General features: G+C 35.2%; 23 protein-coding genes and 1 tRNA gene. 13 read left to right on the forward strand and 11 right to left on the reverse strand.

Annotation, left to right across the window (positions count from 1 at the left end; all coding sequences use genetic code 11):
- Nucleotides 1-35: 35 nt before the first annotated feature.
- From glpK to IV88_RS02770, 8 genes are all read left to right on the forward strand, one after another.
- Nucleotides 36-1,568: a glycerol kinase GlpK gene (gene glpK, locus IV88_RS02735; protein ID WP_057798488.1), complete on the forward strand. Its 1,533-nt coding sequence runs from the start codon at nucleotides 36-38 to the stop codon at nucleotides 1,566-1,568.
- Nucleotides 1,568-3,391 (forward strand): type 1 glycerol-3-phosphate oxidase, encoded by a 1,824-nt coding sequence (glpO, locus tag IV88_RS02740; protein ID WP_057798490.1) that lies wholly within the window; start codon nucleotides 1,568-1,570, stop codon nucleotides 3,389-3,391. The genes glpK and glpO overlap by 1 nt, the downstream gene beginning before the upstream one ends.
- A 15-nt stretch (nucleotides 3,392-3,406) precedes the next feature.
- Nucleotides 3,407-4,129, forward strand: coding sequence for an MIP/aquaporin family protein (locus IV88_RS02745; RefSeq protein ID WP_057798492.1), 723 nt, complete (start codon nucleotides 3,407-3,409; stop codon nucleotides 4,127-4,129).
- 175 nt (nucleotides 4,130-4,304) lie between these two features.
- The gene (locus IV88_RS02750) at nucleotides 4,305-5,882 is read left to right on the forward strand and encodes an amino acid permease (protein ID WP_057798494.1); all 1,578 of its coding nucleotides are present in this window, start codon (nucleotides 4,305-4,307) and stop codon (nucleotides 5,880-5,882) included.
- Nucleotides 5,883-6,066: 184 nt separating this feature from the next.
- Nucleotides 6,067-7,947, forward strand: a complete 1,881-nt coding sequence (gene asnB / locus IV88_RS02755; RefSeq protein ID WP_057798496.1) for an asparagine synthase (glutamine-hydrolyzing) — start codon at nucleotides 6,067-6,069, stop codon at nucleotides 7,945-7,947.
- 14 nt (nucleotides 7,948-7,961) lie between these two features.
- Nucleotides 7,962-9,497 carry a UDP-N-acetylmuramoyl-L-alanyl-D-glutamate--2,6-diaminopimelate ligase gene (locus IV88_RS02760; RefSeq protein WP_057798498.1) on the forward strand — a complete coding sequence of 512 codons (1,536 nt, stop codon included), beginning with the start codon at nucleotides 7,962-7,964 and terminating at the stop codon, nucleotides 9,495-9,497.
- The gene (locus tag IV88_RS02765; protein WP_057798500.1) at nucleotides 9,498-10,754 is read left to right on the forward strand and encodes a carboxylate--amine ligase; all 1,257 of its coding nucleotides are present in this window, start codon (nucleotides 9,498-9,500) and stop codon (nucleotides 10,752-10,754) included.
- Nucleotides 10,755-10,760: 6 nt separating this feature from the next.
- Nucleotides 10,761-11,468: an aspartate/glutamate racemase family protein gene (locus IV88_RS02770; protein ID WP_057798502.1), complete on the forward strand. Its 708-nt coding sequence runs from the start codon at nucleotides 10,761-10,763 to the stop codon at nucleotides 11,466-11,468.
- A gap of 38 nt (nucleotides 11,469-11,506) precedes the next feature.
- Here the strand turns inward: IV88_RS02770 and IV88_RS02775 are convergent, their stop codons facing one another.
- Entirely contained in the window at nucleotides 11,507-12,712 is a 1,206-nt protein-coding gene (locus IV88_RS02775; RefSeq protein ID WP_083486826.1) for an ABC transporter permease, read from the reverse strand.
- On the reverse strand, nucleotides 12,712-13,437 hold the full coding sequence (locus IV88_RS02780) for an ABC transporter ATP-binding protein (protein WP_057798504.1): 726 nt from the start codon (nucleotides 13,435-13,437) through the stop codon (nucleotides 12,712-12,714). The genes IV88_RS02775 and IV88_RS02780 overlap by 1 nt, the downstream gene beginning before the upstream one ends.
- Nucleotides 13,438-13,596: 159 nt before the next feature.
- Here IV88_RS02780 and IV88_RS02785 point away from each other — a divergent pair, with 159 nt between their 5' ends.
- The 4 genes from IV88_RS02785 (at nucleotide 13,597) to IV88_RS02800 (ending at nucleotide 16,402) form a co-directional block, all read left to right on the forward strand.
- On the forward strand, nucleotides 13,597-14,241 hold the full coding sequence (locus tag IV88_RS02785; protein ID WP_057798506.1) for a TetR/AcrR family transcriptional regulator: 645 nt from the start codon (nucleotides 13,597-13,599) through the stop codon (nucleotides 14,239-14,241).
- A 13-nt stretch (nucleotides 14,242-14,254) separates the two neighbouring features.
- Nucleotides 14,255-15,232, forward strand: coding sequence for an acrylyl-CoA reductase family protein (locus IV88_RS02790; protein ID WP_057798508.1), 978 nt, complete (start codon nucleotides 14,255-14,257; stop codon nucleotides 15,230-15,232).
- A gap of 264 nt (nucleotides 15,233-15,496) precedes the next feature.
- Nucleotides 15,497-16,189, forward strand: a complete 693-nt coding sequence (gene pnuC, locus IV88_RS02795) for a nicotinamide riboside transporter PnuC (protein WP_057798571.1) — start codon at nucleotides 15,497-15,499, stop codon at nucleotides 16,187-16,189.
- A gap of 142 nt (nucleotides 16,190-16,331) precedes the next feature.
- Nucleotides 16,332-16,402: transfer RNA gene (locus tag IV88_RS02800), tRNA-Gly, on the forward strand.
- A 148-nt stretch (nucleotides 16,403-16,550) separates the two neighbouring features.
- Here IV88_RS02800 and IV88_RS02805 read toward each other — a convergent pair.
- The 8 genes from IV88_RS02805 to IV88_RS02840 all read right to left on the reverse strand — a co-directional run bounded on the left by IV88_RS02805 (nucleotide 16,551) and on the right by IV88_RS02840 (nucleotide 21,982).
- The gene (locus IV88_RS02805; protein WP_057798510.1) at nucleotides 16,551-17,564 is read right to left on the reverse strand and encodes a site-specific integrase; all 1,014 of its coding nucleotides are present in this window, start codon (nucleotides 17,562-17,564) and stop codon (nucleotides 16,551-16,553) included.
- A 261-nt stretch (nucleotides 17,565-17,825) separates the two neighbouring features.
- Nucleotides 17,826-18,104 carry a hypothetical protein gene (locus IV88_RS02810; RefSeq protein ID WP_147165229.1) on the reverse strand — a complete coding sequence of 93 codons (279 nt, stop codon included), beginning with the start codon at nucleotides 18,102-18,104 and terminating at the stop codon, nucleotides 17,826-17,828.
- Nucleotides 18,105-18,114: 10 nt separating this feature from the next.
- Nucleotides 18,115-18,585, reverse strand: a complete 471-nt coding sequence (locus tag IV88_RS02815) for a hypothetical protein (RefSeq protein ID WP_057798514.1) — start codon at nucleotides 18,583-18,585, stop codon at nucleotides 18,115-18,117.
- Between the two features lie 71 nt (nucleotides 18,586-18,656).
- Entirely contained in the window at nucleotides 18,657-19,397 is a 741-nt protein-coding gene (locus tag IV88_RS02820) for a hypothetical protein (RefSeq protein WP_057798516.1), read from the reverse strand.
- 62 nt (nucleotides 19,398-19,459) lie between these two features.
- A complete protein-coding gene (locus tag IV88_RS02825; protein ID WP_057798518.1) occupies nucleotides 19,460-19,894 on the reverse strand; it encodes a hypothetical protein in 435 nt (144 codons plus the stop codon).
- Between the two features lie 364 nt (nucleotides 19,895-20,258).
- Nucleotides 20,259-20,702, reverse strand: coding sequence for a hypothetical protein (locus IV88_RS02830; RefSeq protein ID WP_057798520.1), 444 nt, complete (start codon nucleotides 20,700-20,702; stop codon nucleotides 20,259-20,261).
- Nucleotides 20,703-20,857: 155 nt separating this feature from the next.
- Complete coding sequence (locus IV88_RS02835; RefSeq protein WP_057798522.1) at nucleotides 20,858-21,220, reverse strand: DUF4429 domain-containing protein; 363 nt, start codon at nucleotides 21,218-21,220, stop codon at nucleotides 20,858-20,860.
- Between the two features lie 108 nt (nucleotides 21,221-21,328).
- Nucleotides 21,329-21,982 (reverse strand): hypothetical protein, encoded by a 654-nt coding sequence (locus tag IV88_RS02840; RefSeq protein WP_057798524.1) that lies wholly within the window; start codon nucleotides 21,980-21,982, stop codon nucleotides 21,329-21,331.
- Between the two features lie 204 nt (nucleotides 21,983-22,186).
- Between IV88_RS02840 and IV88_RS02845 the strand changes: the two genes are divergently transcribed.
- Nucleotides 22,187-22,417: a hypothetical protein gene (locus tag IV88_RS02845; RefSeq protein WP_057798526.1), complete on the forward strand. Its 231-nt coding sequence runs from the start codon at nucleotides 22,187-22,189 to the stop codon at nucleotides 22,415-22,417.
- An 84-nt stretch (nucleotides 22,418-22,501) separates the two neighbouring features.
- Here the strand turns inward: IV88_RS02845 and IV88_RS02850 are convergent, their stop codons facing one another.
- The gene (locus tag IV88_RS02850) at nucleotides 22,502-22,747 is read right to left on the reverse strand and encodes a hypothetical protein (protein ID WP_057798528.1); all 246 of its coding nucleotides are present in this window, start codon (nucleotides 22,745-22,747) and stop codon (nucleotides 22,502-22,504) included.
- Between the last annotated feature and the right edge of the window lie 407 nt (nucleotides 22,748-23,154).

A 23,154-nucleotide genomic window follows, 5' to 3' on the forward strand; every position in this document is an offset into this window, starting at 1 on the left:
CCTAATACACAAAAATTAATATTGGAGGGGTGGCAATGTCAAAAAAGTACATTTTAGCCATCGATGAGGGAACTACAAGTACTCGAACCATTATTTTTGACCATGACGGAAAGAAAGTGGCCGATGCTCAAAGAGAGTTTCCACAGTATTTCCCACATCCTGGTTGGGTTGAACATAATGCCAACGAAATATGGAACGCTGTTTTGTCAACGATTGCGAATGCTTTTATAGAGTCTGGGATTAAACCTAGTCAAATCGCAGGAATTGGAATTACAAATCAGCGTGAAACCACAATCGTGTGGGATAAAAAGACTGGATTACCAATTTACAATGCAATTGTTTGGCAATCAAGGCAGACTTCAAAAATTGCTGATCAATTGGTAAAAGACGGTCATGCTGATATGATTCACGAGAAAACTGGATTGGTGGTTGATGCGTATTTCTCAGCAACTAAAATCAGATGGATTTTGGATCACGTTGATGGTGCACAGGAACGAGCTGAAAAAGGCGAGTTGTTATTTGGCACGATTGATAGTTGGATTGTTTGGAAGTTAACAGACGGTGCAACGCATGTTACAGATTGCTCAAATGCTAGTCGAACAATGTTATTTAACATCCACGACTTAAAATGGGATCCTGAAATTATTAAATTATTGAATATTCCAGAGGCCATGCTACCAGAAGTTAAACCAAATTCAACAATCTACGGTAAAACGAAGGACTTCCATTTCTATGGTAGCGAAGTTCCAATTTCCGGAATGGCTGGAGATCAACAAGCTGCATTATTTGGGCAAATGGCATTTGAACCAGGAACAGTTAAGAATACTTATGGTACTGGTGCATTCGTTGTTATGAATACCGGTGAAAAACCGCAATTATCAAAAAATAATTTATTAACTACAATTGGCTATGGTATTAATAACAAGGTTTACTATGCGCTAGAAGGAAGTATTTTCGTTGCTGGATCAGCTATTCAATGGCTCAGAGATGGTATGAGGTTAGTCGAACATGCTCCTGATTCTGAAAAGGCAGCTCGTGAATCACAAAGTAACAATGAAGTTTATGTAGTTCCAGCCTTTACTGGATTAGGTGCTCCATATTGGGATCCTGATGCTAGAGGTTCAGTCTTTGGACTAACTCGTGGTACTACTAGAGAAGACTTTATCAAAGCCACTCTTCAATCATTAGCATATCAATCACGTGATGTTATCGATACGATGAAGAAAGATTCAGGCATCGATATTTCTAGAATTAAAGTTGATGGTGGAGCTGCTAATAATGATTTATTAATGCAATTCCAAGCTGACATTTTAGGAATTGAAATTGATCGGGCATTTGATTTGGAAACAACTGCTTTAGGTGCTGCGTTCCTAGCAGGTTTAGCAGTAGGTTATTGGAAAGATACAGATGAATTAAAGACAATTGTTAATGCTGGTAAAGTATTCAAGCCAAACATGTCCGAAGAAGAACGTGAAGACTTATATGCTGGTTGGCAAGATGCAGTTGCTGCGACAAGAGTATTTAAGCATCAAGCTCGTTTTAAAGAAAATAAAGGGGGAGAAGCATAATGGCATTTTCAATTTTGAGTCGGAAACAAGATATTGAGAGATTAAAGAATGAAAAACTAGATTTACTTACAATTGGTGGAGGAATCACAGGTGCCGGTGTAGCTATTCAAGCAAGTTCAATGGGTATGAACAATGCCTTGATTGAAATGCAAGATTTCGCTGAAGGAACTTCATCACGTTCCACTAAATTAGTTCATGGTGGTATCCGTTATTTGAAGAACTTCGATGTTGAAGTGGTTTCGGATACTGTTAAAGAGCGTGCGGTTGTTCAAGGTGTTGCTCCACATATCCCACGCCCCGATCCAATGCTTCTCCCAATTTATGACGAACCAGGTGCAACATTTGACATGTTCTCAGTTAAAGTTGCAATGAACCTTTATGATCAACTAGCTGGGGTTACAGATCCTAAGTTTACTAACTATACAATTTCAAAAGAAGAAGTACTTCAACGTGAACCACAACTTAAACCAGAAGGCTTGCTTGGTGGTGGTGTTTACCTTGACTTCCGTAACAATGATGCTCGTTTGGTAATTGAAAACATCAAAAAGGCCCATGAAAATGGTGGATTGATGGTTAGCCATATTCAAGCTCTTCACATTTTGCATGATGAAAATGGTCGTGTAAATGGAGTTCATGTTAAGGATCTTCTTAATGATGAAGAATTTGATATTCACGCAAACTTGGTAATCAACACAACTGGTCCATGGTCAGACTTTATTCGTGAAATGGATGACAAACAAAAAGTTGTTCCACAAATGCGTCCAACCAAAGGTGTTCATTTAGTTGTTGATAGCAAACGTTTGAGTGTTCCACAACCAACATACTTTGATTCAGGTAAGCAAGATGGTCGTATGATCTTTGTCATTCCACGTGAAGACAAGACTTACTTCGGTACTACAGATACTGACTACAAAGGTGACTTCAAGCATCCACGTGTTGAACAAGAAGATATTGATTACTTATTTGATATTATTAACACACGTTATCCTGAAGCTCACATTACAGTCGATGATATTGAAGCAAGTTGGGCAGGTTTACGTCCATTGATTTCTTCAAATGGAAGTTCTGACTACAACGGTGGTAACTCCGGAAAGATTACAAGCAAGAGTTTTGACGAAGTTATTGATATTGTTGATAAGTTTGAAAAGAAAGAAGCATCACACGAAGACGTTGAAGATGTCCTCAATAATTTGGAAAGCACATTATCAGAAGGTAAATTAAATCCTTCCGCAGTTTCACGTGGTAGTTCACTCGAAGTTTCTGACGATGGTTTGATTACACTTGCTGGTGGTAAGATTACTGACTACCGTAAGATGGCTGCAGGTGCAATTGCATTGATTGCTCAATTATTGAAGAAAGACTTTGGCGAAAACTTCAACGAAATCGATTCTAAACACCTTGAAGTTTCAGGTGGCGACATCGATCCTAACAACGTTGATGCAACAATTTCATTCTTTGCAAAGCAAGGTATTGAAAGTGGATTATCCAAGGAAGAAGCAGAACGTATTGCTAACTTATTTGGTTCAAATGCCTCACGTGTATTTAGCCAAATTGGTAAAATCGATGCTGCTCCTGGATTGAGCTTAGCAGAAACAATTAGCTTACACTATTCATTAGATGAAGAAATGACGTTAACCCCAGTTGATTATCTATTGCGTCGTACCAACCATTTGCTCTTCCAGCATGACACAATTAACGATATTAAAGATGGCGTTGTCAATGAAATGGCTCGTTACTTTAACTGGTCAGATGCTGAAAAAGATGCACAAATGAAGAAGTTAAATGACACAATCGATGAGGCAAGTCTAAAGTATCTGAAATAATAAGGAGGCCTTCCTATGCATGATAGTCTAACCTTACAATTAGTAGGAGAATTTATTGGAACCTTAGTTTTGATTTTACTTGGTGATGGTGTCGTTGCTGCGGTTAGTTTGAATAAAACTAAATCGCAGGGCGCTGGATGGATAGCTATTTCACTTGGTTGGGGATTGGCAGTTACGATGGGTGTTTATGTTTCAGCATTCCTCAGCCCAGCACACTTAAACCCAGCCGTTTCTTTTGCAATGGCCTTGGCTGGTAAGTTTCCAATGGCACATGTAATTCCATATAGTTTAGCACAATTAGCTGGTGGATTTGTTGGTGCGGCTCTTGTTTGGATTCACTACGGACCACATTGGAAAGAAACCAAAGACCAGGCAGCTATCTTAGGAGTTTTCGCTACGGGTCCTGCAATTAGAAATTATGCAGCCAACCTTGTAAGTGAAATTATTGGAACATTCATGTTGGTATTTGGTCTGTTAGCCTTCACAAAAGGAGACTTTACGAGCGGATTAAATCCAATCGTTGTTGGATTATTAATTACCGCAATTGGTCTTTCACTTGGTGGGACCACCGGATACGCAATTAATCCAGCTCGAGACCTTGGACCACGTATTGCGCATGCAGTTCTACCAATTGCTAACAAAGGTGGATCAGACTGGAGTTACAGTTGGATCCCAGTTGTTGGTCCTTTGATTGGTGGTGCAATTGCCGCTGGTGTCTTTGCTCTAATTTCGAAATAACAAATTAATTTTAAAAAGCATTCTACAAGACAATGTAGCCGTTGGGTTAGGTTGCCAGGTGGAATGCTTTTTTATTAGGCATCAAAATGGATTTGAACTAGTCCAGATTGTTACACTAAAAGAAATTGTTTTATTAGGTTGAAAGACCTAGAATAAAGGAAATTAGGAGGTCGACATGGCGAATATTAAAAAGATGAACTTCTTTGGATTTTTCACATTAACAGCAGCAATGCTCATGTCAGCCGATGAATATCCCGCTTTTGCTCAATCAGGATTATTATCGGTGCTGTATCTGGTATTAGCAGGTGTGATTTGGTTCCTACCAGTCGCACTGTGCTCAGCCGAACTTGCTACTATTGATGGAAATGATGAGGGTGGAGTATTTAGTTGGGTGAAAAATATTCTTGGATCTCGCTGGGGATTTGTTGCTGTTTTCTTTCAATGGTTACAAATTACAGTTAACTTTATTACGATGATTTACTTCATTATTGGTGCGTTATCGTATATTTTGCATTGGGATGCATTGAATACTAATCCCATTTTAAAATGGGGAGCATTTCTAATTATTTACTGGGGAATGACCCTCTGGCAATTGGGTGGGGTGAATAAAACGGAAAAATTGGTTGATGTCAGCTTTTCTCTAGGAATTGTTTTCCCTTCAGTTGTTTTATTAGTTTTAGGTGTCCTTTATTTTTTCGGTTCGGGGAAAGTTGCTTTTGATGTTAACCTTCACGATAATGTGAGAGCTTTGAGCAGTAATTTTTCATTGGATACAATTGTGCCTTACATATTAGCTTTTACGGGAATTGAGGCCTCTGCCTCGTATATTGCAGATTTAGATAAGCCGAAACGGAACTATCCTTTGGCAATGATCACATTAGTTGTCTTTGCCATTGTATTGGATTCCTTAGGAGGTTTGTCAGTTGCAGCGGTTGTACCAGTCAATGGCTTGACGCTTAATCAAGGTGTGATCCAAGCAGTTGGAATTATGTTTGATAAGACATTGCCTGTGTTACACGCTGGAGTCTATGTGATTGGTATTTTAATGGCGTTTGGGATGATTGGGGAAATTAGTTCTTGGATCATTGGCCCAGTGAAGTCACTCTTTGTGACAGCCGAAGATGGTATTCTACCACGCTATTGTTTACAAGTTAATAAAGATAAAGTTCCTGTTCGTATGATTATGATTCAAGGGATTGTAGTTACTATAATTAGTGGACTTTTGACCGTTGTATTTAAGGGAAGTAATGATGCTTATCAAATGGCGATGTCACTAACCGTGATGTTGTATCTGGTGACTTATCTATTAATCTTCATTAGTTATCTGGTTCAAGTTAATGTACGAGATAAAAAGGATCGTGCTTTCCGTGTACCAGGTGGACGAATTGGGCAATATTTAATTTCTGGAATTGGTTTAATTACTTCAATGGCTGTTTTTTATTCAACCTTTATTCCAAACAAACATATTAAAGGAATTTCAACTGGCACTTACACAGTAATCATGGTTATTTTCTTTGTCGTTATTTTTGGTGCTACGTTTTTAATTTATGAATTTGGTCATCGTTCACCAAGTGTTGGAGGATACAACTGGCGCATTAAGCATCGAAAGTCGAACCATGTTCAAAAATCAATCTTCCCACAAGGTCGTTACGAACATGAAATCGAACTGATTGAGGAAGCATTGAATAAAGATAAACAGGAAGTAAAGAGTGTTCTTAGTGCTAATAAAAAAAATACTGATATAAATCGTTGATATTTTGTGATTCTCATTTAAATGCTACATTTAGTCTTAATATTTCTAACAGAAATATTAGGATACCGCATTTAAAAATTACGAAAGTCTTATGTTTATAGTATTTAGACTTCTAATTTGATAGAATGATTATTGTTGTTATGAAGTTTGAGAAATAATTTTTTTACTAAAAGGGGACAAAAACATGTGTGGTTTTGTTGGATATTTAGATCAAACAGATGTAAACAAAGATACAATTAAGTCAATGGCTGATCGAATTAAACACCGTGGTCCAGATGACGAAGCATACTTCCAAGACGGTAATGCTTCAATGGGATTCCGTCGTTTATCAATTATTGACTTGGCTCACGGCCGTCAACCCATGATGAATAACACTAATACAAAGGTTTTAACCTTTAATGGTGAAATTTATAACTATCAAGAAATCCGTGAAGAACTTAAACAATTAGGCTACGAATTCAAAACAGATGTAGATTCAGAAGTTTTGATTCATGGTTACGATGCATGGGGCCCAGAACTTCTTAAGAAATTGCGTGGTATGTTTGCTTTCGTAATTTATGATACAGAAAAGAAGGAAGTTTTTGGTGCTCGTGATCATTTTGGTATTAAACCACTTTATTACTACGATGATGACAAAACATTCCTTTGGGGGTCAGAAATAAAAGCATTTTTGGAACATCCAAAGTTTGTTAAAGAATTCAACAAAGAATTATTACCAGTTCATTTGAGTTTTGAATTTATTCCATCTAAAGAAACAATGTTCCGTAACGTATACAAACTACTTCCAGGAACATACTTCTTACACAAAGATGGTAAAACAGAAACACATACTTACTACAAGTTTAACTATGATCACATCGATGAAAATCAAACAATTGAAGAAGATGCTAAAAAAATTCGCACAATTGTTCATGATTCAGTTGATGCACATATGATCGCTGATGTTGAAGTTGGTAGTTTCCTTTCTAGTGGAATTGATTCAAGTTATGTATTGGCCGAAGCAGCTAAATTCAAACCTATTCAATCATTCTCACTGGGTTTTAGAGACTCTAAATATAGTGAATTAAGTTACTCAACTGAATTTGCTAAGGAAATCAACCAAAAGAATACACCATTGTACATGGATGGTGATGACTACTTCGATATCTTACCAACTATCATGTACTACATGGACGAACCATTATCAAATCCATCTGCAATGCAACTCTTCTACCTATCAAAAGGAACTCGTAAGAGTGTCAAGGTTGCTTTATCAGGTGAAGGTGCTGATGAATTCTTCGGTGGATACAACACGTATCTTGAATCATTTACCTTTGAACGTTACCAAAGGATGGTCCCTGGCTTTATCCGTAAGGGCTTAGCTAAGGCTGTTTCAGGATTGCCTCGTTTCCATGGTAAACGTTTCTTAACTCGTGGGGCTCAACCACTTAGTGAACGTTACTACCGTGTAAACTACGTATTCAATGAACAAGATCGTGATAAGATTTTGAAAGATCCTAGTTTAAATGTTGATACAGGTGAATATACAAAGCATATTTTTGATGAAGTTGCTGATAAAGATGAAATGACTCAAATGCAGTACTTCGACATTAATACATGGCTACCATACGATATCTTGCACAAAGCTGATCGTATGAGTATGGCTAACTCACTTGAAGTACGTACACCATTGGTTGATAAAGAAGTTGCTAAATTTGCTTCAACTATGCCAATCAAGACACGTATTCACAAGGATGAAACTAAGATTTCACTTCGTACAGCTGCTGAAACTGAATTGCCAGAAAAGGTTGCTAAGAAGGAAAAACTTGGATTCCCATCACCAATTGCTAGCTGGATTAAAGAAGACAAGTATCGTACACGTATTGAAGAAGCATTCAATTCTGACGTTGCTAAGAAGTTCTTTAAACCAGAAGCTTTGATGCACATTCTAGAAGAACATGTTAATGGTAAATCTAGCATGCAAAAGATTTTCACAATTTATACATTTATTCTTTGGTATCAAGTTTACTTCCCAGAAGATACCAGTGCGAAGACCATTGATTTGGTTCACCGTACACAAGTTTAGTTGGAGATGAGCAGATGACACTTGAAATTGCCACAGTGAAGGCAATCCTGAAAGAACACAATTTATTAGTATCTGTGGATGAAGCCCAAGCGACTTCTTTCTCAGGAATCCAATACGATTCACGCAAAGTTACTGATGGAGATATGTTCTTTTGTAAAGGAAATTTCAAGCCAGCATATCTTATTTCAGCTAAAAACAGTGGAGCAACAGCTTATGTTGCTGAACAGAAATATGATGAAGGAACCGGCATGACTGCGGTGATCGTTTCAAACGTGACCCGTGCCTTGGCGGTTCTTTCTGCTGCGTACTATGAATTTCCACAGGATGAATTATTTATAATTGCGATTACTGGAACTAAAGGGAAAACCAGTACAGCATATTTTACTCACTCAATTTTAAAGAATCATACTGAAGGCAAAACGGCACTTTTTTCGACTATTGATCGAATTGTTGGTCCTGAACCAGAAGATGAATTTAAATCAGATTTAACAACGCCAGAATCACTCGATTTATTTCATGATATGAGAACGGCCGTTGATAAAGGGATGCAGACCCTCGTTATGGAGGTTTCATCTCAAGCATATCTGCGTGATCGTGTTTACGGTTTAAAATTTGATGTAGGTGTCTTTTTAAATATCACACCTGATCATATTGGTCGTAATGAGCATAAAGACTTTGAAGATTACTTACACTGCAAATTACAGCTAATGGTTAACTCTAAGTATTGTGTGATTAATGCTGAGACTGATCGTTTTGAAGATGTTTATATGACAGCTAAGGCTACCAGTCAGCCAGAACGAATCTTTACGTATGCGCGTGAAGGTGCCACATTAAGTTCAGATGTACAACCAGACTTCACTTTCAAGAACGATCAAGATCGTTTAGATGATATGGAAATTTCCGTTCAAGCCAATTCTGATCGTGCAAAGGCATTAGATATTGCAGGGGACTTTAAAGTAAATGTACCAGGGGACTATAATCAAAGTAATGCTACGGCTGCATTGATTACAGCTGGACTTGCTGGTGCCCAAGCTAGTGATGCAATCGCACCACTTTCAAAAATTGTAATTCCCGGTCGAATGGAACATCTAGATGTTCCTAATCACGGAATGGTGTTTGTTGATTATGCGCATAATTATGCCAGCATGAAGGCTTTATTGCACTTCCTACATGGTCAATATCCAGATGGAAAAGTAATTGTGGTTGTTGGTAGTCCTGGTGATAAGGGAATTTCACGTCGCGCCGGATTTGGTAAAGCCTTGAGTGCTCACGCTGATTTAGCATATTTAACGACTGATGATCCTGGCTTTGAAGATCCCAATGCAATCAATGATGAAATTGAACAAAGCATTACGCCAAATACCGTTCAAGTTAAGCGGATTTTAGACCGTCGTGAAGCCATTGAAACAGCAATTAAGGATAGTAAAACCGGCGACGTAGTTGTTTTAGCCGCTAAAGGTGACGACCATTATCAGAAGATTCGTGGGGTAGATACTCCATGGCCAAGTGATATGGTTGTTGCAAATGAAGTAAAGAGAGGATTGGAATAAATGGAAAGACCAGAAAATAATTTCACACCAATTTTATTAGGAAGCGATTTTAATGCATATGGGTTTGCTCGTGCATTTTTCGAAATCACAGGACGTCGTGTTAAAGCGATTGCCGGCACCGAACTTGCACCAACTCGTTATTCTAAGATTGTTGAAGTAGAAACCATTCCCGGTTTTTCCGAAGATCCTGTCTTTATGGAATCAATGCGTGAGATTGCAAAACGTTATGAGAATGCTGATGAAAAAATTATTTTGTTAGCAATGGGTGATGGCTATGCTGAACTCATTTCAAAACATAAAGAAGAACTTTCAAAGACTTTCGTATGTCCTTATATCGATTATGATTTATTGAAACAATTGAACAATAAGGAACGTTTCTATGAAATCTGCGATAAATATGATTTACCTTATCCTGCAACAAAGATTGTCACAAAGCAGGACCATGAAAATGGTGGTTCAATCAAGTCTCCATTTGATTTTCCAGTTGCTTTAAAGCCAGCTGATAGTGTTGAGTGGTTGGATATTCATTTTGAAGGTCGTAAAAAGGCATTCCGTATTAAGACGCAGGCTGAATTAGATGATATTATCGGTAAGATTTATGATAATGGCTATACTTCAGATCTAATTTTACAGGACTTTATTCCTGGTGATGACAGTAATATGCGTGTTGTTAATGCGTATGTTGATCAAAATCATCATGTTAAAATGATGTGTCTCGGTCATCCTCTTTTGGAAGATCCAGCTCCTTCTGCAATTGGAAATTATGTAGCTATTTTGCCAGAGTACAACGACGATATTTACCAAACGGTTAAGAACTTTTTGGAAAGTATCGAATATACCGGGTTTGCTAACTTTGATATGAAGTACGACGAACGTGATGGCAAGTTTAAACTATTTGAAATTAATATTCGTCAAGGACGTAGTAGTTTCTTTGTTACTCTAAACGGTTACAGTTTAGCTAAGTGGGTTGTTGATGATTACGTTGATAATACGTTGGCTGATAAAGAGACTGTTTACGCTAATGATGTCGATGATAACCGTAAGCTATGGTTAGGTGTGCCAGTTCGAGTATTTAAGAAGTATGCTCGCGACAACGATGAAAAGAAGACTGCTTTGAAATTAATCAAGGAAGGCCACTATGGTTTAACAGCTTTCTATGATCAAGATGAAAACCTCAAGCGAACATTATTGTTAGCTTGGATGAATCATAACTACGTTAAGAACTTCCGTAAATTCTTTAAAGAAAATAAGGGATGATTAATAATGAAAGACTTTTTTACAATTATCGGTGGAATGGGAACTCCTGCAACTGAGAGTTATATTCGACTTTTAAATAAACGAACTCCAGCTCATAAGGATCAAGATTATTTGAACTATATTCTGGTTAACCATGCTACGGTTCCAGACCGTTCGACTTATTTACTGGATAACTCAAAACCTAATCCATATCCTGATTTATTGGAGGATATTAAGGCACAAAGCGAGTTACATCCAGCATTTTTTGTTATTGCATGTAACACAGCCCATTACTTCTATGATGATTTGCAAAAGGCAACTGATGTTCCAATCGTTCACATGCCTCGCGAAACTGTAAAATTAATTAAGAAGCAATACCCAGAAGCTAAGCGAGTGGGTATTATCGGAACCCCAGGAACAACTAGTGATGGTATTTATGATCGTGAATTGGAAGCTTTAGATTATGAAGTTGTGAAACCAACTCCAGAAATTCAAGATATGACTAGTAAGTTAATTTTTGATGATATCAAAGCTAATAATCAGGTTGACGACAAGTTGTTTTATTCAATTTTAAATAAAATGATTAACGAACAAAAGTCTGATGTTGTTATTCTGGGATGCACCGAGTTATCATATGCACAAGAAATGGCTCATGAACACAATTTCCCAGTAATGGATTCACAGCTTGTTTTAGTTGATAAATCGATTGAGATGGCTATGAAATTACGCAATTAAAAAAATCTTCCAGAGATGGAAGATTTTTTTGTCTAAAATTATACTTGCCTGAAACGGCGCATTCCTAAGATATTAAGTAGGGTAAAGAGAATTCCAAAGGCAGCCAAAATAACAAGGTTGAGCCAAACATCGCTGAGTAAATATCCTTTGGTAATGACATTAATCATTGTATTCCCGGCGTAATACATTGGCATGATATGAGCAATCCATTGTAACCACTGAGCCATTCCTGCGAGTGGAATGATACCGGAGAAGAAGACTTGCGGAATTACTAATAATGGAATAAATTGCATCATTTGAAATTCGTTTTGCGCAAAGGTTGAAGCAAAGATTCCCATTGTCAAAGCAACAAAAGCGACTAAGACATTTGTTAAAAATACCAGCCAGAAGTTACCAACGATATGGACATTCAACACAAAGACTGTGAAACAAACAATCAGTAATGTTTGAATGATTGCGAAAATTCCGTATCCGATGATATAACCAAAGATAATTTCACTACGTCTGATCGGGGTTGCTAGCAGTCGGCTTAAGGTTCCACTAGTTCGTTCACTTAATAATGAGATTCCTGAAATTAAGAAAACAAAGAAGAAAACAAAGAAAGTGACTAAAGCTGGTAATGCTTGATCAAAGAATGTTGCATTTGCTCCAGCGTAAATATAGTGGGATGTAATTTTGTAATCAGTTGGTGTAACAATTTTTCCGGTAACTTTGGGTTTATTGGTCGGTTTAGACATCTTTGCTCTTGCTGGGGCGGGCAAATGAGCGGCTAATTCTTTTAAAGCTTTTTGTTGGGTTAGAATGGCTTGCTTTTGAGCTTTTAGAGCTTGGCCAGAAACCTTTAGATTCGACACTAAATCCTTACTCTTTAACTTCATGATTGAGGCCTTTAAACCATTTTTTACAAGTTGAGTCTTACCTAAATCACTATTCTGATAAGTGACCTCTACATTTTTCCTGTCTGACATATCAATAAAAGCAATCCAGTTATGATCTTTCATTTGTTTTTGAATATGACGATCAGAATTGGTAGAACTTAATTTGAGATGCTTAGTTTCCAGATTCTCAGCGATTTGGTGATTAAGGTTATAAGTCCCCACATAACTGTTTACGGTGTTGTTATTGGCTAAGAGAACGTACATTAACGATAAAATAAAGAGCGGGGCAATAAACATTAAGCCAATAGTTCGAGGACTGCGACGCATTTGTGTCAGAACTCTTTTAATTAAGGCAATTAAGCGCATTATTTATCCCTCCCAGCTGATAAAAATACTTCCTCGATTGAATCAACGCCAAATTTTTCTTTTAATTCTGATGGCGTTCCTTGACTAATTGCATAACCATCACGAATCAACATGAGGTAGTCACATTGTTCAGCATCTTCCATTACGTGAGTGGTAATGATGATTGATTTATTCTCAGATTTCAATTGTTTGAGTTCTTGCCAAATCTGTTGCCGAAGTTCAGGATCAATTCCAACAGTTGGCTCATCTAATATCAGTAAATGGGGGCTCTGTAATAACGCAATCGCAACTGATAATCTACGTTTCATTCCGCCAGAATAATCACTAACAGGTTTATCTAAATCATTTGTCAGATTTACAACTTGAGCAGCGTGCTCAATCATTTTATTTAGATCAGCTTTAGCAACTGATAAAAGATTTCCGAAAAATATTAAATTCTCGCGAGCAGTTAACTCGTCGTAGAGAGCATCACTTTGTGCCATATAACCGATTTTGCCTAGAACTTGGCGATTAGGCATTGGTGTATCAAATACTTCAATTTTACCGTGATCAACAGATTGCATTCCCATAATACATTTCACGAGAGTTGTTTTTCCGGCTCCAGAAGGACCTAAAAGGCCCACTATTTGCCCAGCAAGTAGTTCTAAATTGATATCTTTTAAAATGGGGTGCTTGCCATCATAACTTTTTGCAATATTTTGTACGGATACTAGATTATTCGTCATGATAAAACTCCTTTTTAGTTTCGGTGAGTAGCCACTCACTTTTATTTTCAAGAGTAATCATAACTCATATTTAAATAATGTCAAACCAAATTGACAATCCATTTGATAGCGGTTAAAGTAACAATGAATGTTCACTCACTAAGGAGTAGGAGTTAGACAATGGAAAATAAACGAATTACTGATTTATTTGCAGAAAGTTTAGATCAAAATTGTGATTTGTCGGAAAAACAGAAAGCTATTTTACGCTCTAGTTTGGAACTGTTTGCAGAACAAGGTTTTACCAAAACTAATACTTCACAAATTGCTCAAAAGGCGGGAGTTGCTGAAGGAACGGTCTATCGTAGGTTTAAGACCAAAGATGAAATTCTTGCTGCCATATTGGCACCTTTAACTGGCCAAGTCGTAAATGCTTTGGTTGAGGATTTCACGCAGCATCGCTTTGATGTCGAATATGTCACTTTACGCGATTTCTTACGAGCAGTTGTAGAAAATCGAATGCATTTTGTAAATGAAAACTATAAAGTAATCAAAGTGTTTATAAGCCAAGCACTATTTCAACAACAATTAGTTCAAACTTTGATGGGAGAATTCCAAAAAGCATTACAAGAAAATCTGTTTTTAACCTTAAAGAATTTAAAACAAAGAGAGTTGTTAGTAGATTGGCCAGACCCAAGAATCTTTCAATTTATGGCAGGAACAGTTGTTACGTTCCTCCTACGGGTTCTTTTCATGGGTCCTCAAGATGTTGAAGCTGAGATTGAGATGACACTAGATTTTCTTGAAAAAGGATTATCTCCAGAATAAGGGGGAGTTATCTATGGAGTATAGAGCTTTAGAGGTTAGTAAAGGTTTAAATGAAATTCAGACTAATTATGTAACAAAGAAATTTGGTGAGCTAAATGTAGGGGAGGTACTTATTAAGGTTCATTACTCTGATATTAATTATAAGGATCGTTTGGCTGTGAAAGTGAATGGTGGGGTGATTCGTGATTATCCAAAGGTGCCAGGCATTGATTTAGCTGGTGAGGTGATGGAATCTCAAGACAAGCATTTTACCAAAGGCGATTTTGTGGCAGCCACTAGTTATGGTATTGGCATAAACATTGACGGTGGATTTAGTGAATATGCCGTTATTCCGGGAGATTGGATGATTAACCTAAACGAACTAAGTACGGAAGAATCTATGCGATATGGAACTTCTGGATTTACGGCCGCTCTTTCAATTGACGAACAATTGAAAAACGGATTGATAGTAGATAGTCAGCCTTATATTTTAATTACAGGTGTTACTGGCGGAGTCGGGATGACGACACTCTTAATATTAGCTAAATTAGGATTTAAAAATATATCGGTTCTGGTTCGTAATTATGATTATAGGGAGCAACTATCGCAATTAGGAGCTACTAATTTCATTTCACCTGAAGATCTTAACTTAAATGGGAAATTATTAGCTAAGCAAAAATTTGATTATGCTTTTGACACTGTAGGGGGAGATATTTTGGCAAATATTTTACCTCAGGTTGTCTATGGTGGCAGTGTCACCAGTTGTGGTAATGCAGCAGGAAATCAACTCAATACAACGGTTTTACCATTTATTTTACGAGGTATTAAACTGATTGGAATTGATTCTGTACAAGTTGATATAGCAAGGCGGAAAGAAATTTGGCAACATCTTGAAACAGGATGGAATGTTGCTGATAAGATTCCATTTAAGCTGATTGCTTTTGATGAAGTAGAAAACGAATTGAAAAAACTCAATAAAAAAAGTTTTGAGAAAATTGTTATAAAAATATAAGTGCAACTAGCCCCAACACGTTGGTAAATAAAGCGATTTTATAAAATTGGCATAGGTGGTACCTGTCTAAATGATCCGAGTGTCAAGACTTGTATTTAAATTTTTTTGCTAGTAATGTAGATACTCGTATGAGGCATGAATTTACTATTTTACCGTGCGTTATATAAACCATAAAATAGGGGTGTATTTGTAGTGGAACAACATATTGAAGACGGCAACATTGCTGCCGTAGACGTTTTTAAGCCAAGTTGGTATGTAGAACAAATGAAGGGGTGGAGTTTTAAGAGTTATATGCTCTTGATGCTTGGAATTGGTGTAATTGTTGGAACAACAATTACTCAGCCCATAAATACAACAGCCATTGTTACAATGGTTGCTGCCATTCTTGGATTTACTTGTACTATCTCGATCACGAATGCTAAACCACTGAATGGTGTTTTAGGATTGGTATCGGCTCTGATTTATTGTTACGTTGCTTATCAAGCTCGTAATTATAATGATATTTTGCTTCAATGTACGTATATGATTTTATTGGATATTCCAGTTTTGGTAATGCCAAAATGGGCTAAGAATGTTGAAAGTCATATTAAGAGTTTAACGGTCAAGAATGATTCCGCTAAAACTTTCAAACATTGGGCACTAGTTGCATTGTTCTTTGCAGTCGTTTTAGGATTATTATTTGTTTGGGAATCTCGATTTACAAACAGTCCACGTCCTTTGATTGATAGTATTGCTGCAACCATTGGTATTACAGGGGCATTATTAACCACACTCCGTTATAGCGACACATATTTCTTCTGGTTTACTCAAGGAATTATGTCAATCGTTCTATGGGGAATCACAGCTGCTCAAGGCGACGCTAATTCAGTATTGTTCTTCACATACATGCTTTACTTAGCAAATGATTTATTAGCATTCTTTGATCGCGATATCGCATGGTTCCACCGCAATAAATAGAAATTTAGCATTTATAAAACATTTTTAAAATAGGTAGGAAGTCATCAGTCATTAATTTGATTGGTGATTTTTTATTACTAAACTATAGTACTGCGATTTAAACTAGAAATTATTATCCGTTGTGCTATACTTTTACTGTTATGCGAATGTAGTTTAATGGTAAAATTCAAGCTTCCCAAGCTTGTGTCGCGGGTTCGATTCCCGTCATTCGCTTTTTAGTAGGGTCTAAGAACATTCTAAAAAAAACAAAAAAATAGCCTAACGCCTTGAAAACATTGGTGTTAAGCTATTTTTAATTTTTAAGAAGGTTCCAAGAATATCCCATGTTTTTAAAAAGACTTTGCACATATTTTGCACACATTTATTTTATTGCTGTTTTGGTATCGACATTTTTATCAACTAACAGATCTAATCCAGAAATTATTTTTTCATCATTAGATTTTTCCAATTCATCAATTAAATATGCATACGTTCGAGTAGTAGTTGTAATATCTGAATGACCTAATCTTTTTGCAATGGCATAAATATCTACACCTTGTGAAAGTAGGTAGGCAACATGTGAATGACACAAAGAGTGAAAGTGGAAATTCTTACGATTGATATCTAACTTCTCCATATTTTTACGCAGAGTTTTGTTTACCGCATTAGAAGAAGGAATGGTTCCAAATTGTGTGGTAAATAATAAATCAGTTTTCTGTGGATCCTTTGCATTTTTCAATTCTTTAAACACATTTACCAAAGTCTTATTAATCGGAATGATTCGATTGGAACTTTCAGTTTTTGTTTCTTTGAATTTACCGCCTTTAAAATAGTTCCAAGCTTTATTGATATTAATAGTCTTAAAGTTAAGATTAATATCTTTCCACGTAAGGGCCATAATTTCGCCTATACGAGCTCCTGTAAAAATTGCGGTTAATATCATGTAGTTAGAGGAGTAATGATAATCTAGGTGATTTAACAGGTACTCAGTGAGTCTCTTTAGTTCTTGCACATTCATATAATCTACTTTAACTTTACGATTCTTATTGGAAACTACTACAGTATTAAAAGTGAAATCTTTTTCGATCACACTATCGTACAATGCATTTTGCACACATTTCTTTAGAATATTATTCTTTTCGATTACTGTAGAAGGGGCATGCTGCTTACCATATTCATTTATGAATGATTGATAATCAGCACGTTTTATCTCATTTATTTTTTGTTCACCGAAGAACTTCTTAATTAGGTGTTCTGTTGCTTTGTATCTTGATAAAGTGATTGGCATAATAGAATCTGCTTTGTATATTTCGTACCAGGAATTGAAGTATTCGTGGAAAGGAACTTCGCCTCTATAAATTCCAGAATTTTTCTGAAGTTTAAGTTCTAATTCCATGCTGTAATTAAGAGCTTCTTTTTTGGTTTTGAATCCAGCCTTACTCTTAGTTTTAAGCTTCCATTTTCATCAGTATAAGAAACTCTGATTTGCCAACTTTTGCCACGTTTAGTAATACTTGCCATAATAGAACCTCCGTTCTCTTGAAAGGTGCTTCTAATATAGTAAAATTGAGTATATTAAAAGAGCCTTGCAAAAGGTTATTTTTTGACTAGATGCACTCTCAAAACTTGGTAGGGGATGAGGGTGTATTTTTTTATGTCATTTAATATGGGAAATCATTAAACCTAAAACGGTTAATAAAAGTCCAGCCAATGCTATGGTAGTACTGATATACCAAATGATTAACGATGATTTCACTTTCTCAACTCTGAGCTCATCTTTAGAGTCCATTAAATCCATTTTATCCGTTAGTTTTTCTGCTACATGAGATAATTCTTCGTGAGTTACATACTTGTTCATATTTCCGCCACCTCCATTGTCATTTGGCTTTATTATATCATCTAGCTCAGGAGGTACCTTCTCTTGATAGTCATGCATTTGGATTATGCTACTCATTTTGATCACCTAGATATGATGGGGATAGAACGCTTGTTAATATTTCCTTATGAATCTCGCTTCCATCTTTACCACTAATAAAGATAGCGTCAACATTAATACCTAATTGTGAAGCAGTATTACCAACAAAAGGATTATCAAAAGTGAAAGTATGCTCAAATTTATAAATATTTGATTGATTAATTTCTATGGATTCTTTCGAGTTATAATATGTGCTAACAAGCGATTCGGCACCAATAATTGGTTCTGTTGAAATAATATCTGATCCAGACAAATTATCGATTGAATATAAATTACAATCAATAGATTTTAGATCATGATTACCATATTGAACACTGCAATCAGCAATCACTTTAACTGAGAGAGTTCCAACACTATGGTAATTACCATCTATTAGTGTGATACTGAATTTTCCAATTGATGGATTGAAAATATTTGTATATTTCTCAAATGGGTTTTCCATATGTATCCTCCTGATTATTATTTTGTTAATTCCCACATCTCGAGTCGAACGAGAAGGAGCCACCAGAGTGACTAAATAAATTTAAAAAACAGTAAAAATGGAAATCCTATGTTCAGTATCCAAAATGATAAATGGATAAAGATATTTTTAATACGATAAGGGTTAAACATTGTTTTTGCGAATACTATTTCAGTAAATGTTCTCGTTCCCAAAAAATTAACAACAATAAAAATAAGTAATATAAAAATGTTTTGTTTTGTTTGATATATAATCCAAGTATTTATAAAGGAAAAGAAAATTGAAATCGGCCATATGATGCGCGAAATTTTATGTAAATTGTTTACGATTGATAAATCCTGTGAATTTATATAGCTCGCTATCTTTAACTTGAAAAAAAGAAAGAGTGATCCCAAGTTTACAATTGAAAACAACAGAATAGATATTGGAACAGTTTGAATAAATAATAATAAAAAGTGATTATAATCAAATATATTATTTTTTATACTAGTAATATCTCTCAAAATAATAGGCACTATAACTATAAGAAATAAACTTATATTAGTAAAAAGATTAGACTGCTTTGATCTTGTTTGCCAAGTTTTTTCATTGCGGTATTCTTCATATGATTTGTTATTAGTTTGCTTAATATTTACCTGTCCATTGATATTAGTATTATTTATTTGTGCAAAGTTATTTTGACTATTATCGTAACTAGTTTCTGACTTTGTTTGATGATAAGAAGCTGATGTATTAATGAATGTAATTATTGCGGTTATAAGACTTAGAATACCTGTGATTAGTGGAATTGACATTTACTACTCCTCCAAAATACAGTTTTTAACGAGGACCAGTCTGTTGCTCGTATTATTTATTATTAGCAGCCTTTTTTAGGAGCACAAACGTTTATAGATCCGGTTTTTGCTAGGCAGAAAAAGTCTTCTGCATATGCTGCATGTGGTTGTAGAGACTGCAATGCATTATAAAGCGATGTATTATGTTGCTTAATGTCATCCATTGATAATGTTGTTTGATTGTGTAAATTCATATTGTGTATTAATTTTTCTGCACCTACGTATGTACCACTATGTAAGTACACCTCATCTGGGAAAACATTAATAAAGTATCCAATAAATACAGCTAAATCATAAATGTTTAGACTGTTTTTAGGTGACTTAAAGGTATTATTTTGGTGTGTTGCTATAAAGTCTAATAGTGATTTAAAACTAGAGTTTTTTAAAGATAAAATTGAGTTTAAATTTGAATCTTTTTGTAATTCGTGTATTAAGTCGCCAATTGCAATTTTGCCCACTCGTCGATTATGTGTAGGAGCAAAATTTTTAAATTCACCAATTGCCTTTTTTAGTTCCGAAACTTTAGTTACATCATATTTGTCACATAATTATTTTGGTAATTTAAAGTAGTCATTATTCTTACGAAGTTTTTTATAATCTTTTACTAGCTGTTTATTATTTGTCGTGTGGAATCCTCCTATAAAACAAAGCTTTATAAATCCGTTTTTAAGTTATTTGTTTCTGTATAGATCCATGTACATATCGAAATAACTCCATGTACTAATCTAATAAAAATACGATCAATCTTTCTTGTTCTTTTTCATCCATTACTCACACCTCTAATAAAACTAACTACGCGGAAAATGTGGAATGGATTTTTATTTAATATTGAACAGTTGGTTTTTGTTTTTGGAATATAGTTCTGCCAGTGAATAGTCGTTTACCAATATGATATTTAGCTGATTGAGAATACTGATACACATTGGTAACTCTGTTTGGAGAATCAATACGAATCAGCAGAGCATATTGACTTTTATAAACGTAAGCCTGTTCACCAGTATCTAAATTGAATTCTTGATAGGTTTCAGGATGCGCTGACAAATGTTCAGTTGCTTCCGTACCCAAACGATCAGCTGCACCTTGTATAAACACCTTAGTATCTTTTTGTTCTTTTTTATGTTGTTGGACTTGGTTTAATAATGACTTTGTACTACCACCAGTAACTTTTCCATTAGCAAAGTAAATGTTGTCTTTGCCATAAATCAATACACCATCAGATTTAAAGGATGGTTTCCCAAGTTTATCTATTACTTCCTTTTGGGTCATTCCGATTTTTATAGAGGATGTTTTATCTTTTACTGTCGTTTGTTCATCTGGTTATTCTACAAAATTATGAATACTCTGACAACCGGATAAAAGCAACGATAAACCTACTATAGACACACCAATCAATCGTTTATACATTTGAACTCCTCCAAAATCTAATCAGAAATTAAATCCATCAGTTTGTTGTATAAATCTTCAGAATCATAAGCGACTTTCTTTCTTGATGCTCCTAAAACAATGGTATTCGGGTCTTTAATTAGGTAAGAATCCTTCGTGTTGATGAATGGATTTTGAGATACTGTCATTTCTGGATTTACGATTATCTGAAGATAACCACTTAAAAATAATGTGGGCTTTTTAAATTCCACAGCCTTTATAGAATCCAATAAAATAGTTCGATTTCCTCTGAAGTCCGTGGTCATTTTCGCTAAAAATGATGACCTATCAAAGGTTATTTTATCTTTGAACAGATAAAGAGTTCCATTAGTTCCTTTAACCGATGCAATGCTTTCATCCATAATATTTCCTCCAAGGTTTTAATCTAAGTAAAAGTTGTGGTCATTTGCTTTGTATTCAATACCAATACAGATTAATTTCTGGTAGGCTTTTTTTGTTTATAGCGGTGTTTACTTTTTGTTATTATCTTTGTCAGGCAATAAAATATCAAGAGTTTTATTTTTTAAGTATGCTTTCTTTCTTAAATTTTGAATATGAACAAGGTATGCAATAATTATTGTAAAGGAAATTGTTGTTATAAATATGTGCTGTCCAAAGAAACTTATTAAACAAGAATCGATTTTACCGGCGGGTTTAATCAATAAACACATATTAAGTAAAAATGATATTCCAAATATAGAATTTAAACAACGTTCAGAGATAGCTGGAAAGTAAAAAAGCTTTTCAAAAAAATTCTTGTTTTTGAACGAAATATCTTCCCAGTGATACTTTAAAAGTTGGTTTGCAATTAATCTAATTCGATCACAAACTTCAGGAGAAAACTCAGCATCATCTTGATGTTCTTTACAATAATCGAATGCTTGATTTGAAAATTTGTCAAAGTAATTCTCATTTGCAGTTTTTTCACTTTTTTTATCGGGCCGTAAGCATCTTTTTACTATAAGGACCTTCCTTTGAGACATTGCTTTATTAGAGGACTCTGCAACATATATTAATGCTTTTACCCAATTTGTCTGATCATCTTGTTTGTTTCTGTTAATATTACTACTTGATATGTATGCAACTACTAGTGCAATCAGGGCAGAAATAATAGCACTAAGCACTGTGTCGTTCGTTATAAAGCCTATTTTAAATGATTAAATTATATAATGATTAGTATACACTAAAGAATACTGTAAATATGGGAATCTTAAAGACTATTTGAAAAAGCATAAGGATTCTGTCGGGGGGTTCTTATTTATGAAAATATGTAATTTTTATTTAAATGAACTAGAATATAGATAATTAATAAAAGGAGGAAATGACTAATGGCAAAAAAATATGGAATCGAAGTTCATCATAAAGATGATACACCTGGCTTCAGAGAATCTTATGATACTGAAGAATGGTTTGAAAGTGAAGAGGAACGAGATAAAAAAATTCAAGAATATTATGATTCTGAAAACCAACCATTAAGCCCCAAAGATCAGTTAATTGAAAATGAGCTGGGCGAAAGTGGTGATTTTGACATTACAACATATTCCAAAATCGAGAAGTAAATAATAAAAGACACTCATTATTAATTTTGAGTGTCTTTTATAGTATTACGTCTTCATTGTTAATAGCCTTGCTGTCTTTATTTTTCATATCATCACCGCTGAATTGAAAACTTTAAATTCTTTAATCACGAATTGTTTTCTTTCATTATATATACCATGAAGTTCAACTGCTGAACCTTGATTAGCTTGCTCAAAGAACGTTAGTCCGTTTTTATGAATAATGACGTTAGTTTTATGATCGTCCTTATCTGTTACTTCGAATCTTAAAAGAAAGGGACTGTACTTAACGATTTTAATTTTAGAAGTGATAAATCCTGATATCTTTTCCATAACAATACCTCCATATTTACGATTTACATTATACGAACGGATGTTCGCAAAAGTCAAATGTAAACCAGGTATGGACATTCAATAAAGAAAATGAAATAATAAATTTGTGAATGATTTTGCACACATATAGGCTAAACGCCTAGCATGCGGGCATGACGTAGCTCGTCATTCGCTTTTATATCAGTTGTAAACCAACCAATTATTCTGATATAATCTCAATAGTCTTAAATAAGAAAGTAGTAACCACTAATCATTACTCAGCAAGTTCGGGATGATGTGAGCCGTTCTAATGATGGTGGCGAAGGCGTGTTCTTTAGACATTAACTAAATATAAAGTGGATTATAAAATCAACAAGAGTGGTACCGCGGGAAAACTCGTCTCTTACATTAATATTTTTTTAATGTAG

Source organism: Pediococcus argentinicus (assembly GCF_001437605.1).
Lineage (GTDB): Bacteria > Bacillota > Bacilli > Lactobacillales > Lactobacillaceae > Pediococcus > Pediococcus argentinicus.